The 13,591-nt window shown below is 73.1% G+C and carries 15 protein-coding genes; 9 read left to right on the top strand and 6 right to left on the bottom strand.

Annotated elements, in window-relative coordinates; genetic code table 11:
- Window positions 1–28 precede the first annotated feature (28 nt).
- The 3 genes from Athai_RS02755 to Athai_RS02745 all read left to right on the top strand — a co-directional run bounded on the left by Athai_RS02755 (window position 29) and on the right by Athai_RS02745 (window position 2,405).
- Window positions 29–1,240, top strand: a complete 1,212-nt coding sequence (locus Athai_RS02755) for a citrate synthase (RefSeq protein WP_203960001.1) — start codon at window positions 29–31, stop codon at window positions 1,238–1,240.
- Window positions 1,241–1,350: 110 nt separating this feature from the next.
- Window positions 1,351–1,827, top strand: coding sequence for an NUDIX hydrolase (locus tag Athai_RS02750; protein WP_203960000.1), 477 nt, complete (start codon window positions 1,351–1,353; stop codon window positions 1,825–1,827).
- A gap of 134 nt (window positions 1,828–1,961) precedes the next feature.
- A complete protein-coding gene (locus Athai_RS02745) occupies window positions 1,962–2,405 on the top strand; it encodes a DUF2269 family protein (protein WP_203959999.1) in 444 nt (147 codons plus the stop codon).
- Between the two features lie 98 nt (window positions 2,406–2,503).
- On the opposite strand, the gene Athai_RS02740 is transcribed toward Athai_RS02745, so the two are convergent.
- The 3 genes from Athai_RS02740 to Athai_RS02730 form a co-directional block, all read right to left on the bottom strand.
- Window positions 2,504–3,874 carry an amidase gene (locus Athai_RS02740; protein WP_203959998.1) on the bottom strand — a complete coding sequence of 457 codons (1,371 nt, stop codon included), beginning with the start codon at window positions 3,872–3,874 and terminating at the stop codon, window positions 2,504–2,506.
- A gap of 272 nt (window positions 3,875–4,146) precedes the next feature.
- Window positions 4,147–4,503 carry a nuclear transport factor 2 family protein gene (locus Athai_RS02735; RefSeq protein ID WP_203959997.1) on the bottom strand — a complete coding sequence of 119 codons (357 nt, stop codon included), beginning with the start codon at window positions 4,501–4,503 and terminating at the stop codon, window positions 4,147–4,149.
- A 98-nt stretch (window positions 4,504–4,601) separates the two neighbouring features.
- The gene (locus Athai_RS02730; RefSeq protein ID WP_203959996.1) at window positions 4,602–5,741 is read right to left on the bottom strand and encodes a cystathionine gamma-synthase; all 1,140 of its coding nucleotides are present in this window, start codon (window positions 5,739–5,741) and stop codon (window positions 4,602–4,604) included.
- 75 nt (window positions 5,742–5,816) lie between these two features.
- Here Athai_RS02730 and Athai_RS02725 point away from each other — a divergent pair, with 75 nt between their 5' ends.
- From Athai_RS02725 to Athai_RS02710, 4 genes are all read left to right on the top strand, one after another.
- Window positions 5,817–6,227, top strand: a complete 411-nt coding sequence (locus Athai_RS02725) for an HIT family protein (protein WP_239156676.1) — start codon at window positions 5,817–5,819, stop codon at window positions 6,225–6,227.
- A gap of 135 nt (window positions 6,228–6,362) precedes the next feature.
- Window positions 6,363–6,998 (top strand): peptide-methionine (S)-S-oxide reductase MsrA, encoded by a 636-nt coding sequence (gene msrA, locus Athai_RS02720; RefSeq protein ID WP_203965292.1) that lies wholly within the window; start codon window positions 6,363–6,365, stop codon window positions 6,996–6,998.
- Between the two features lie 240 nt (window positions 6,999–7,238).
- Entirely contained in the window at window positions 7,239–7,595 is a 357-nt protein-coding gene (locus Athai_RS02715) for a hypothetical protein (RefSeq protein WP_203959995.1), read from the top strand.
- Between the two features lie 266 nt (window positions 7,596–7,861).
- Window positions 7,862–8,404, top strand: coding sequence for a GNAT family N-acetyltransferase (locus tag Athai_RS02710; RefSeq protein ID WP_203959994.1), 543 nt, complete (start codon window positions 7,862–7,864; stop codon window positions 8,402–8,404).
- On the opposite strand, the gene Athai_RS02705 is transcribed toward Athai_RS02710, so the two are convergent.
- Together Athai_RS02705 and Athai_RS02700 are read right to left on the bottom strand one after the other, a co-directional pair.
- Entirely contained in the window at window positions 8,340–9,293 is a 954-nt protein-coding gene (locus tag Athai_RS02705) for a phosphotransferase (protein WP_203959993.1), read from the bottom strand. The two genes, Athai_RS02710 and Athai_RS02705, sit on opposite strands and share 65 nt — an antisense overlap.
- The gene (locus Athai_RS02700; protein ID WP_203959992.1) at window positions 9,293–10,666 is read right to left on the bottom strand and encodes a cystathionine beta-synthase; all 1,374 of its coding nucleotides are present in this window, start codon (window positions 10,664–10,666) and stop codon (window positions 9,293–9,295) included. The genes Athai_RS02705 and Athai_RS02700 overlap by 1 nt, the downstream gene beginning before the upstream one ends.
- Before the next feature lie 134 nt (window positions 10,667–10,800).
- Between Athai_RS02700 and qcrB the strand changes: the two genes are divergently transcribed.
- Complete coding sequence (qcrB, locus tag Athai_RS02695) at window positions 10,801–12,390, top strand: cytochrome bc1 complex cytochrome b subunit (RefSeq protein ID WP_203959991.1); 1,590 nt, start codon at window positions 10,801–10,803, stop codon at window positions 12,388–12,390.
- Here qcrB and Athai_RS35170 read toward each other — a convergent pair.
- The gene (locus Athai_RS35170; RefSeq protein WP_420829759.1) at window positions 12,371–12,997 is read right to left on the bottom strand and encodes a YkvA family protein; all 627 of its coding nucleotides are present in this window, start codon (window positions 12,995–12,997) and stop codon (window positions 12,371–12,373) included. The genes qcrB and Athai_RS35170 overlap by 20 nt on opposite strands.
- Before the next feature lie 115 nt (window positions 12,998–13,112).
- On the opposite strand from Athai_RS35170, the gene Athai_RS02685 reads away from it, so the two are divergent.
- The gene (locus Athai_RS02685) at window positions 13,113–13,523 is read left to right on the top strand and encodes a PPOX class F420-dependent oxidoreductase (protein WP_203959990.1); all 411 of its coding nucleotides are present in this window, start codon (window positions 13,113–13,115) and stop codon (window positions 13,521–13,523) included.
- Window positions 13,524–13,591 lie beyond the last annotated feature (68 nt).

Genomic DNA, 13,591 nt, shown 5'->3' with positions numbered 1-13,591 from the left:
ATTGATTGCATCAACATATCGTGCGGGGATGCCCGACCCGCGATGGTTGACCACCGAACAGGCCGCCCAGCTGCTCGGCGTCAAGGCCAGCACCGTGTACGCGTACGTCAGCCGCGGCCAGCTCACCCGGCACCACGGACCCGACCGGCGCAGCTCCCGGTTCGAACGGGCCGAGGTGGAACGGCTCGCGGCGCGGGCGCGCCGCGGTGGCCGCGCCGGCGCCCTCGACGTCGTGCTGGACACCGAGCTGACCCTGCTCGACCCGGCCGGCCGGTTGTACTTCCGCGGCCGGGACGCCACCGTGCTCGCGAGCCAGCCGTTCGAGCAGGTCGCCGAGCTGCTCTGGGCCGGCCCCGCCGAACGCCCCGATCCGCCGGTGTGGGCCGCCGAGCCGCGGATGCTCGCGGTGGCGCGCGCGGTGCAGGCGGCGCTGCCGCCGGGCACCCGGCCGGCGGACCGGTTCCGGGTCGCCGTGGCCGCCCTGCCGGCAACCGACCCCTTCCGGTACGACCAGCGGCCCGCGGCGGTGGCCGCCACCGGCCGCGGCCTGATCGCCGCCGCCGTCGACTGCCTACCACCGCGCAGCGCACCCGTGGACGACAGCGTGGCGGCGCGGCTGTGGGCCGGCTGCGCTGACCGGCCACCGACCCCGGCCCAGCTGCGCGCGTTCGACGCCGCGCTGGTGCTCAGTGCCGATCACGAGTTGGCGGTCAGCGCGCTCGCCGCGCGGGTCGCCGCATCGGCCCGGGCCGACCCGTACCTGGCGGTGCTGGCCGGGTTGGCGGCGCTCGGCGGCGGGCTGCACGGCGGTTCGGTCGGCGCCGCCGAGGCGCTGCTCACCGAGCTGGCGGCCGGCCGTACGGTCGCCGACCTGGTCGCCGACCGGCTCGCGGCGGGCGACCAGGTGCCGGGCTTCGGCCACGCCGTCTACACCGGTACCGACCCGCGCGCCGAGGCGGTGCTCCGGCTGCTCGGCCGGGGCCCGGACGCGGCACTGGGCGGCCGGTTCGACGAGCTGGTCGCGGCGGTCGGCCGGCACGGCGGACCGCGCCCCAACTTCGACCTGGCGCTCGGTGCGCTCGCCGTGACCTGGAACCTGGCGCCGGGCAGCGCCGAGGCGGTCTTCGTGCTGGGTCGCTGCGCCGGGCTGCTCGGCCACACGATCGAGGAGTACCGGCACCGGTTCCGCTTCCGCCCCCGCGCGGTCTACGTCGGAGCCGCCCCAGCCACCGACGGCTGACGTCGATCGGTTGCGGCGCGGTCGATCTCGACGATCGTGCCGGGTACCCGCGGCGCCGACCCCAGATAGTCCACTATGGACAGCGGGGCCTGGCGTGGCAGAATCGGCGCGTGCTGACCCCGATCCTCGCCACCCTCGGCTACGTCACCGACGGTCGCAACGTGCTGCTGATCCATCGCGACAAGCGACCCGACGACCTGCACTACGGGCACTACAACGGGCTCGGCGGCAAGGTGGAGGCGGACGAGGACGTCGCCGCCGGGATGCGGCGGGAGATCGCCGAGGAGTCCGGCCTCGCCGTCCAGCGGATGACGCTGCGCGGCACGATCTCCTGGCCCGGCTTCGGCCGGCACGGCGCCGACTGGTTCGGGTTCCTGTTCCGGGTCACCGCCTGGCAGGGCACCGCGCACGCCGGCAACCACGAGGGCACTCTGGAATGGGTACCGCTGGAGCGCCTTCCGGAGTTGCCGATGTGGCCGAGCGACAAGCTGTTCCTGCCGATGGTCTTCGACGACGATCCGACGCCGTTTCACGGCTGCATGCCGTTCGAGAACGGCGAGATGACCTCCTGGAGCTATTCGCGCTGACCGCCCATCCACAGCGGACGGTCTACTGTGGATGACCTCGTGTCCGCTCCGGCGCGGGGGCGTCGGGAATGCCGCCGGAGCGTCGTGCCCGGCACCGGGCGCCGGGCACGATCGCGACGTCGTAGGCTCGGGTCATGTTCACGGTGCTGTTGACGATCCACGTGGTACTGGCGGTCTTCCTGATCGGCCCGGTGGCGGTGATCCCGATGACCGCGTTGCGGTCGGTCCGGCAGCGTGACGCCGCCGCGGTGCGGGGCGGGGCGCGGCAGACCGCGGTGTTCGGGTTCGGCTCGATCCTGGTGTTCCTGTTCGGGTTCGGCGTGATGGGCAGCAAACCGGACTGGTTCAGCTTCTCCGACCTGTGGCTGCTGGTCTCGGTGATCGCCTACGTGGTGGCGATCGTGCTGGTCCTCGCGCTGGTCGTACCCGACCTGCGACGGGCCGCGCGCGCGATCGAGGCCGACCCGGTCGACGAGGCGCGGCTGGGCGCGTTGCGCGGCCGGCTCAGCGCGGTGGCCGGGCTGGCCAGCCTGCTGTTCCTGTTCATCGTCGTGCTGATGGTCGCCCGGCCGTTCTGACCCGACCGCCGGGCCGGCCCGGTGGCCGGGCACCCGACGGCGGTGCCGGGTCGACCTGGCGCCGGTGGCGCCGGCCCGGCGATCGACGAGGCGGCGGCTCAGGGATCGGTCCGGGGGTAGCCGGGGGCGTGCCGGGCCCAGGGTCCGACCTGTTCCAGCTGAGCGGCGACGCCCAGCAGCAGCCACTCGCTGCCCGGCGGGCCGACCAGCTGCACCCCGACCGGCAGCCCGTCCGGCCGGGTCCCCGCCGGTACGGCCAGCGCCGGTAGCGCCGCGACGTTCCACGGCGCCGCGTAGGGCGCGTACCGCACCGCGGCCAGCACGTTCGGCAGCCAGCCGCGGGCGGACCAGCGGGCCGCGGCCGGCGGTGGCCCGGCGAGGACCGGGGTGAGCAGCAGGTCGTGCCGTTCGAAGAATGCCAGGCTGTCCTCGCGCCAACGCTCCGCGTCGGCCTCCCGGACCAGCCCGCGGCCGAAGGCGAACGCGCCGAGCCGGGCGTGCCGCCGGGTCCTCGGCTGCAACGTCTCCGGCCCGAACCGCTCGGCGTCGGCGTAGGCCGAGGCGAACCAGCGGGCCATGGTGGCTTTCACCAGCCGGGGCGGATAGCTCGGGTCGGCCCGCCGGGCGCTGTGCCCGAGGCCGACCAGGGCCCGGGCCACCCGGCCGACGGCGTCCCGCACCGCGGTGTCCGGCAGCACGCCGACGACCGGGCTGCGCAGCGACACCGCGACGTTCAACGGTGCCGGCTCCGCCGGCCGCCGGCCCACCAACCGCCCGCCGTCGTCGGCGAGTACCGCGTGGCCGAGTGCGGCGTCCGCGACGGTGCCGGCGAGGACGCCGTTCTCCGCCATGCCGAACCAGTCGGTCTCACCGATGTCCGCCGGTACCACGCCGCGGCCGGGTTTGAGCGCCACGAGACCGCAGCAGGCGGCCGGGATGCGCAGCGAACCCAGGCCGTCGTTGCCGTGCGCGATCGGCACCAGGCCGGCGGCGACGGCGGCGGCCGAACCGCCGGAGGAACCGCCCGGTGTGTGGTCGAGCTGCCACGGGTTTCGGGTGATCGCGGTCTCGTCGTCGGTGACCGGGAACAGCGCCAGTTCCGGCATCCGGGTGGTACCGACGACCACGGCGCCGGCGCCGCGCAGCCGCCGCACGACCTCGTGGTCGGCCTCGGCCGGCGGCAGACTCGCGGCGGGCGATCCGTACCAGACGGTCTCCCCGGCGACCGGGACGTTCTCCTTGACCGCGACCGGGACTCCGGCGAGGGCGAGCCCGCCGAGGTCGGGCAGGTCGTCGATGACGTTCGCCTCACCGAGCGCCGGCACCGTGCGGACCTCGCGGAACGCGTGCAGCTGCGCGTCGGCGGCGGGCAGCCCGCGCAGGTGCTCGTCGACCACCTCGCCTGCGGTGGCGTCGCCGCGTCGCACCGCCCGCGCGATCTCGCTCGCCGTGGCACCGACCCAAGCCATGACCCGCCCCCTTTTCGGCAGCAGCGCGTCCATGGTGCCAGTTCCGGCCCCGATGCAGACATCCAGGTACGGCATGTGACACAGGATCACGCACGGTCACACTCGCCCCGGGTGTCCGCCACCTCTCGGGTACCACGGGCACGGGCCGACAACCACGGCACGGCGCGGCGCCCCGCCGGCATCCTGCGGCACGGCGCGGCACCCGGCGGTCCTGTGACCCGGCGCGGCACCCGGGTCGCGTACGGCCAGCGAGATGCGGTCGGGGCCGCGGACTACCGCGGGGTGGGGCCGTAGGCGCCGAAACCGTCGACGACGAGGCCGTCGCGCAGCCGGAGTACCTCGCTGACCGGCCGACCGGCCTCGTTGTGGTAGTTGATCACCACGGTGTCCAGGCATACCTGCACGCCGGTCACGGTGAAGTGCAGGTCGGGCAGCCGGGCCAGCCCGGCGGTCCAGTACGCCCGGAGCGCGGGCTTGCCGACGATGGTGTCGGTGCCGACCACGGTCGCCGCGAACGGGGAGCGGAACACCACGTCCTCGGCGTAGTCGGCGAGAACCCGGTCCAGGTCGTGCGAGTTCCAGCTGGCTTCCCAGCGGGCGGCGAACCGCTGCGCGTCGTCGATGTCCACAGTGGAACCCTACCGGCGCCGCCGGCAGCCGCCGCAGGCGCTTTCCGCATCGTGGACGGTCGCGGGTTCGCCTGGCACGCAAGCGAACCCGCGCGCGGTCAGGACAGCGCCTGGGACAGGTCGGCGAGCAGGTCGTCGACGTTCTCGATGCCGACCGACAGCCGCACCAGGTCGTTCGGCACCTCCAGCGGAGAACCGGCGGCGCTGGCGTGGGTCATCCTGCCCGGGTGCTCGATCAGCGACTCGACGCCGCCGAGCGACTCGGCGAGGGTGAACAGCCGGGCCCGGTCGCACACCCGTACCGCCGCGTCGGCGCCGGCCGCGAGCCGGAAGCTGACCATCCCGCCGTACCGGCGCATCTGCTTCGCCGCGGTCTCGTGCCCGGGATGCGATTCCAGCCCCGGGTACAGCACCGAGGCGACGGCGTCGTGGTTGGTCAGGAACGCGGCGATGCGTTCGGCGTTGTCGCAGTGCCGCTCCATCCGTACCGCGAGGGTCTTGGCGCCGCGCAGCGTCAGCCAGGCGTCGAACGGGCCGGCGACCGCGCCCATCGAGTTGGAGTGGAACGCGATCTGCTCGGCGGTCTCGTCGTCGTCGACGACCAGCGCGCCGCCGACCACGTCGGAGTGGCCGCCGAGGTACTTGGTGGTGGAGTGCACCACCACGTCGGCGCCGAGCAGCAGCGGCCGCTGCAGGTACGGCGAGGCGAAGGTGTTGTCCACCACCAGCCTGGCGCCGTGCTCGTGGGCCAGCCCGGCCAGTGCGGTGATGTCGGCGATCGACAGCAGCGGGTTGGTCGGCGTCTCGCACCAGACCAGCTTGGTGGCGTCGGTCATCGCCGCTCGCACACTGTCCACATCGGACAGCCTGGCCGCGGTCCAGGACAGCCCCCAGCGCGCGGCGACCTTGCTGAACAGCCGGAACGTCCCGCCGTACGCGTCGTCCGGGATCACCACGTGGTCCCCCGGCTGGCACAGGGTGCGCAGCAGGGTGTCCTCGGCGGCCATCCCGGAGGCGAACGCGAAGCCGCGCCGGCCGCCCTCCAGCGCGGCGAGGCACTCCTCCAGCGCGGCGCGGGTCGGGTTCTTCGTCCGGGAGTACTCGTAGCCTTCCCGGGTGCCGCCGACCCCGTCCTGCGCGTAGGTGGACGTGGCGTAGATGGGTGGGATCACCGCGCCGGTGCGGGGATCCGGCTCCTGCCCGGCATGGATGGCAAGAGTCTCGAAACTCTGGTTCATCCGGCGAGCGTAGCCGGCCGGGCCGGCGGCCGGCGCCGAGCCGCCGATCTCCGGCCCGCCCCGTACGCTGGCGCCGTGGCGGACTGTCTGTTCTGTGCGATCGTGGCCGGCGAGGTGCCGGCCCAGCGGGTGCTCGACGAGCCGGGAACGGTGGCCTTCCTCGACGCGCGGCCGGTGTTCAAGGGGCACGTCCTGGTGGTGCCGCGGATGCACCGGGCGACGCTGACCGATTTGCCGGGCGACGACCTCGGTGCCTTCTTCGGCGCCGTACAGCAGGTCGCCGGCGCGGTGCAGACCGGGCTCGGCGCGGCCGGCAGCTTCGTCGCGGTCAACAACACGGTCAGCCAGAGCGTCCCGCACCTGCACGTGCACGTGGTCCCGCGCAACCGCAAGGACGGGCTGCGGGGCTTCTTCTGGCCCCGGACGAAGTACGCGGACGAGGCCGAAGCGGCCGACTTCGCCGCCCGGATCCGCGCCGCGCTGTAGCCCGCCGCACCCACGCGCGGTGGGCGGGAACAGCCGACCCGCCGATCCGGTTTCCCCTGATGAGTCACCAGCGGGTTTGCTGGTGAATCACCAGCGAGGAGGGACGACGTGACGCTGTTCGGCCACTCGACCAGGATGCCGACCCCGGACCAGGTGCTGCCGGGCCGGCCGGACCCGATGCCGGTCGCCGACCGGCACACCGTGCTGGACACCCCGCTGCGCGGCCCCTGGCCCGAGGGCTACCGGGTCGCCGTGTTCGGGATGGGCTGTTTCTGGGGCGCCGAGCGCATCTTCTGGCAGCTGCCCGGGGTGTACTCGACGGCGGCCGGCTACGCCGGCGGCAGCACCCCGAACCCGACGTACGAGGAGGTCTGCTCGGGTGGCACCGGGCACGCCGAGGTGGTGCAGGTGGTGTACGACCCGGCGAAGATCTCCTACGAGCAGCTGCTGAAGACCTTCTGGGAGAACCACGACCCGACCCAGGGCATGCGGCAGGGCAACGACCGCGGCACCCAGTACCGGTCGATCGTGCTGACCACCGACGCCGAGCAGGCCGCCGCGGCGGAGCGCACCAAGCAGGCGTTCCAGCCGGCGGTGACCGGCGCCGGGCTGGGTGCGATCACCACCGAGATCGCGCCGCTGACCGAGTTCTACTACGCCGAGGACTACCACCAGCAGTACCTGTCCGACGCCAAGAACCCGTACGGCTACTGCAACCACGGCCCGAACGGGCTGTCCTGCCCGATCGGCGTGGCGCGCACCGCTTCCTGAACCACTGTTGGCGACGGCGGATCCGACCGAGGGTAGCCGTCACGGAGACGACGGGAGCCGCCCGGCGCGGCTCCCGTCGGTGTCTGTCCGGGCGACTCCGAGTAGCCGCCGGTCGGCGATGCCGGCGTGGCACGAAGACGGGATGAGCGGATTCGCGGGCCACCTGTACCTTCGTGTTCAACGCACCGGACAGCGGTCAACGCGCCGGACACGCAGGTAGAAGCACGAGGGAGCAGCGCGATGAGCGACGAGACCTACGAGGCCGACGTCAACGGCGACGGTGTCGACGACACGATCGACGTTCAGCACGACGGCAACGACACCGAGTACCTGATCGACACCAACGGTGACGGCACGGCCGACTACCAGGGCGTCGACGAGGGCAGCGACGGCACCATCGACGCCGTCGAGGCGGACACCAACGGTGACGGCACCGCCGACGTGACCGCCACGTACGACAGCAACGGCAACATGACGTACGCCGCCGAGGACACCAACGGCGACGGCAGCTACGACCAGGCGGTCGCGCTGGGCTCGGACGGGCAGTACCACGAGGCCGACTACTCGGACCCGAACAACCCGTACATGAACACCTGAGCGACGCTCGACGCGGCGGGCCGACCCGGATTCCGGGTCGGCCCGCCGTCGTCTGCGCGGCGCCGACCCCGCCGTCGTCTGCGCGGCGCCGACCCCGCCGTCGTCTGCGCGGCGCCGAACCCGCCGTCGTCTGCGCGGCGCCGACCCCGCCGTCGTCTGCGCGGCGCCGAGCCCGCCGCGCCGCCGGCTGCGGGCGTGCCGCCGCCGTTGTACACCGCTCCGGTCCGCGCACCGCCCGGCCCCGACCCGGGCAGTACCCTCGCGTCATGTGGTTGCGCGCGGGGGTACCGGAGGACACTCAGCGGCTGCTGGCGATCCAGCGGGCGGCGTCGCTCGCCGGCTACCAGCACATCTTCCCGGCCGAGCAGTACCCGTTCCCCGACCAGCAGGTGCTGGCGGAGTGCTGGACGATGCTGACCGATCCGGCCTGTCAGGTGCTGGTCGGCGTCGGGGACGACTCGACCGTCGTCGGGTTCGTGGCCCGGCAGGCGGAGTCGATCTCCCGGCTGTACGTCGACCCGGCGTACTGGCGCCGCGGCTACGGTGCGCGCCTGCTCGCCGCCGCGGTGGACGGCGCCCGCGCGGACGGGCACCGCACCGCCCGGCTGTGGGTGTTGGCGGACAACCGCAACGCGCGCACGCTGTACGAGCGGCACGGGTGGCGGATCGACGGCCGCACCGGCAGCGCCGGCTTCCCGCCCTACCCGACCGAGGTCGGCTACCGCCTGGAGCTGACCGACGAGCTCACAGCCGGCGACGCAGCAGCGCCACCGACTTCGCGAAGTACCGGTGATCGGTCGGTCGGTTGAGGAACTGCACCAGCGCGAACAGGTCGACCGCCGCGGACACCGCGCGCCAGTCGTCCGGCAGCAGCCCGCCGGCCGCCCGGAACGCCGCGACGAGCCGTTCGGCGTAGCCCGCCGGCCGGTCGGCCGCGAACCGCAGCGCGTTGCCCAGGTCGAACATCGGCGAGCCGGACAGCGCGAACTCCCAGTCGAGGACGGCGGAGAGCCGCCAGCCGCCGGCGTCGCGTACCGCCAGCACGTTCTTCGGGTTGTAGTCGCAGTGCACCAGCCGTGCCTCGGCACGGACCGTCTCGACCAGCGGCGCGGACCGCCGGGCCAGGTCCCGCAGCGCGTCGAGTTCGGCGGGGCTGAACGCCGCCGCGGCGTTGCCGTCCGGCAACTGGCCGGCGACGAACTCGGCGAGGCCGGTCGCGACCGGACCGCCGGAGACGGTGAGGTCGGGGCCGAAAAAGCCGGGTTCGGCGAACCGGACGGTGCCGATCGCGGCAAGCGTCTCCCCCATCGCGGCGCCGATCCCGGCCGCGTCCTCGGCGGTGCCGAACCCGATGACCCGGTCCGCCGGGGTACCGGGGACGAACCCGGACACCAACAGCGGGTCACCGAGCAGCGCGCCGGCCGGGTCGGCGAACACCGGCGGCGGCACCGGTACCGCGGTGTCGGCGAGCCGCGCGGCGAGCGCCGCCTCCACCGCGCAGGCGGCGCCGTCACGGTAGCGGCGCAGCACGTACCGGTGGCCGCGCGCGGTGCGCGCCAGCACGTTGCGGTTGCGGTACCCGCCGGTCAGCGCGCGGACCGCGACGATCGGCGCGCCGAGCCGGTCGCCCACGGCGGCCAGCTCGGCGGCGGTGAACCCGACCCGGTCGACGAGCCTCGCCCCGGCGCCGGCCGGCATCAGGCGGTGGACAGGTAGGCGAGCAGGTCCTGCCGGGTGAGCACACCCTTCGGCTTGCCGTCCACCAGCACCAGCGCGGCGTCCTCGTGCTCCAGCAGGGCGATGGCCTCGCCGACCGGCTGGCCGGCGCCGATCATCGGCAGCGCCGCGGACATGTGCCCCTCGATCGGGTCGTGCAGATGGGCCTTGCCGGTGAACACGGCGTCGAGCAGGTCGCGTTCCTTGACCGAGCCGACCACCTCGGCGGTGACCACCGGCGGTTCCGCCTTGACCACCGGCATCTGGCTCACGCCGTACTCGCGGAGGATGTCGATGGCATCCCGCAGCGTCTCGGTGGGGTGCACGTGCACCAGCTCGGGCAGGGTGCCGCGCTTGCCGGCGAGCGCGTCGCCGACGGTGGCGGTCTCACCGCCGGTGGCGAGGAACCCGTACCGGGACATCCAGCCGTCGTTGAAGATCTTCGACAGGTAGCCGCGGCCGCCGTCCGGCAGCAGCACCACGACGAGATCGTCCGGGCCGGCCGCCTCGGCGACCCGGACCGCCGCGGCGGCGGCCATCCCGCAGGAGCCACCGACCAGCAGCCCCTCCTCGCGGGCCAGCCGGCGGGTCATCTCGAACGAGTCGGAGTCGGAGACCGCGACGATCTCGTCGCACACGCTCCGGTCGTACGCGTCCGGCCAGAAGTCCTCGCCGACCCCCTCGACGAGGTACGGCCGGCCGGTGCCACCGGAGTAGACGGAGCCCTCGGGGTCGGCGCCGATCACCCGCACCGCGCCGTGGGAGATCTCCTTGAGGTACCGGCCGGTACCGGAGATGGTGCCGCCGGTGCCGATGCCGGCGACGAAGTGGGTGATCCGCCCCTCGGTCTGCTCCCACAGCTCGGGCCCGGTCGTCTCGTAGTGCGAGCGCGGGTTGTTCGGGTTGGAGTACTGGTCGGGCTTCCACGCGTTGGGGATCTCGCGCACCAGCCGGTCGGAGACGTTGTAGTAGGAGCGCGGGTCCTCCGGCGCGACGGCGGTCGGGCAGACCTCGACGCGTGCCCCGTACGCCCGCAGGACGTTGATCTTGTCCTCGCTGACCTTGTCGGGGCAGACGAACACGCAGTCGTAGCCGCGCTGCTGCGCCACGATGGCCAGCCCCACGCCGGTGTTTCCGCTGGTCGGCTCGACGATGGTGCCGCCGGGTTTGAGCTCGCCGGACGCTTCGGCGGCGTCGATCATCCGGACCGCGATGCGGTCCTTGACGCTGCCGCCCGGATTGAAGTATTCGACCTTGGCCAGCACGGTGGCCCGGGTGCGCGCGCCGATCACGTTGCGCAGCCGGACCAGCGGAGTGTCGCCGATCAGGTCGACGACAGAGTCGTAGTACCGCACGCCGTTGTGCTCCTTCGTTCGCGCCGGGAGACCCGGCCACCGCCGGTGATGTGCTGTCGAGCTTAACGATGGCTCGGTTTCGCCGGCTGGCGGCGGGTGTTCTCATCTTCTACATTTCGTAGTAAGTTCTACATATGATAGAAGTTCAGCGCCGATCCGTGGCGCCTGCTGCCGCCGACTGGGCGGACCGGCGGCTGGCCGGGGCAGGGCCGCTGCGCAGGGTGTTCAACAAGGTCTTCCCGGACCACTGGTCGTTCATGCTCGGCGAGATCGCGCTCTACTCCTTCCTCGTCCTGCTGCTCACCGGCACCTTCCTCGCGCTCTTCTTCACCCCGTCGTCGGCCGAGGTCGTCTACCACGGCTCGTACCTGCCGCTGCGCGGGGTGCGGATGTCCGCCGCCTACGCGTCCTCGCTCGACCTGTCGTTCGACGTGCGCGGCGGGCTGATCCTGCGACAGCTGCACCACTGGGCGGCGCTGCTGTTCATGGCCTCCATCGTGGTGCACATGCTGCGCACCTTCTTCACCGGCGCGTTCCGCCGACCGCGCGAGCTGAACTGGATGGTCGGGTTCCTGCTGTTCTGGCTGGGCTTCACCGAGGGGCTGCTCGGCTACTCGCTGCCCGACGACGCGCTGTCCGGCACCGGGCTGCGCATCGTCGACGCGATCATCATGTCGATCCCGATGGTCGGTAGCTGGATCTCGTTCTCGCTGTTCGGCGGGGAGTTCCCCGGCACGGTGATCCTGGAACGGTTCTACATCCTGCACGTCTTCCTGGTACCCGGCATCATTCTCGCCCTGATCGCGCTGCACCTGGCGCTGCTGGTCAAGCAGAAGCACACCCAGTGGCCGGGCCCGGGGCGGACCGAACACAACGTGGTCGGGCACCGGATGTTCCCCGGCTTCGCGGCCCGGGGCGGCGGCTTCTTCATGATCGTGTTCGGGGTGCTCGCGCTGTTCGGCGGGCTGATCCAGATCAACCCCATCTGGCTGTTCGGGCCGTACCAGGCAGCGGTCGTCTCGTCCGCCTCGCAGCCCGACTGGTACGTGATGTTCCTGGACGGCTCGGTACGCCTGTTCCCCGCCTGGGAGCTGCGGTTCTCGCTGCTCGGCCACGGCTACACGGTGCCCGCGGTGTTCTTCGCCGGGGTCCCACCGCTGGTCGGGATGCTGCTCGGCGGGCTGCTCTACCCGTTCCTGGAACAGCGGTTCACCCGCGACCGGGCCCACCACAACCTGCTGCAGCGACCCCGCGACGTACCGGCCCGCACCGGTCTGGGCGCGATGGCGGTGACGTTCTGGCTGGTCCTGACGCTGTCCGCGGGCAACGACGTGATCGCCGACAAGTTCCACGTCAGCCTCAACGCGATGACCTGGGCCGGCCGGATCGGGCTGCTCCTGCTGCCGCCCCTGGCGTACTGGCTCGCGCACCGGCTCTGCCTCGGGCTGCAGCAGCACGACCGGGAGGTTCTTGCGCACGGCGTGGAGACCGGCATCATCAAGCGGCTGCCCGACGGCGCCTTCGTCGAGGTGCACCAGCCGCTGTCGGACGGCGACGAACCGTTGCCGTACCGCGGCTGGGTGGTGCCGAAGAAGCCGAACCGGATCGGCGTCCTCGACCCGCCGGTGAAGGGCTTCTTCGTCCCGGTCGCACCGGCGGCGGACGACCTCCCGGCGGCGGGCGACGAGGAGCCCGCCGCCCGGCTCACCGGGTCTCGGCGTTGACCCCGGACCTGCCGGACCGCGATCCGTCACCCGGCGCCGGGCCGAACCGCGCCTCCGCGGCGTACCGGCCACCGGTCGGCGTCTGCTCCTCGCCCGCCGGCGGCTGCTGCCCGGCGTGGCCGGGACCGCCGGGCTGCGCACCCGGGTACCCGCCACCCGGGTACCCGGCACCCGGCCCACCGGCGCCCGGCCCAGCGGCACCGCCCGGGTACGGCTGGCCGTACTGCGGGCCGGCCGCACCGGGCGGCGGGCCGGGCTGCCGGGCAGCCGACTCGGCGCGGGAACGCTCCCAGGACAGGAACCGTTCGCCCTCGTCGAGCAGCGCACCGGCCAGCCACAGCACCGCGACGCCGTCGTCGGCCAGGCCGAACACCAGCAGGAACGCCTCCGGTACCAGATCGATCGGCGAGATGACGTAGACCAGCGCGACCACCATGGCGGCCAGCCGGCCGGCGGTCAGCCCGTCGTACTCGCCGCGCATCCGGGCCCGGAACAGCCGCGGCAGCGCGCCGATCCGCCGGGGCAGGCTCGCCCCGCCCCGGGCGAGCAGGGCCCGGCCCAACGCCCGGAACCCGTTGTACCTGCGCTGTGCACCACTACCGGCCATCGACGCCTCCTGCGGTCGCGTTGTCACCATGGTGCCCGTACGTCGCCATCGGTGGAAGGCTCGCCGTCCCGGCGGGTCGCCGGGACCGCCGGCGAACCTGGGGCACGCTGGTGGGATGGATCTCGACGAGGCACGTGCCGTGGTGCGCGAACAGCACCACGCGGTACTGGCAACCATGAAGCAGGACGGCACCCCGCAGCTGAGCCCGGTGACCGTGGGCGTCGACGGCGCCGGGCTGATCGTCGTCAGCACCCGGCAGACCGCGTACAAGACGAGGAACCTGCGGCGTGATCCGCGCACCTACCTGTGCGTGCTGCCGGACGGCTTCTTCGGCCGGTGGATCCAGATCACCGGTACCGCGGAGATCGTGGAGCTGCCGGACGCGATGGAACCGCTCGTCGACTACTACCGCCGGACCGCCGGCGAACACCCCGACTGGGACGAGTACCGGGCGGCGATGGTGCAGCAGCGCCGGGTGCTGGTGCGGATCACCCCGCTGTCGGCGGGACCCGACCGGCAGGGCTGACCACCGGTACGAACGGGTCGGCGGGGTGGCCCGGCCGGGCGAAGCCGCACGGGCGGATGAGAGGCAAC

The sequence above is a fragment of the Actinocatenispora thailandica genome, from assembly GCF_016865425.1.
GTDB lineage: Bacteria > Actinomycetota > Actinomycetes > Mycobacteriales > Micromonosporaceae > Actinocatenispora > Actinocatenispora thailandica.
The sequence above is the reverse complement of the archived record's forward strand: the minus strand, read 5'-3'. Positions and strand labels throughout refer to the sequence as shown.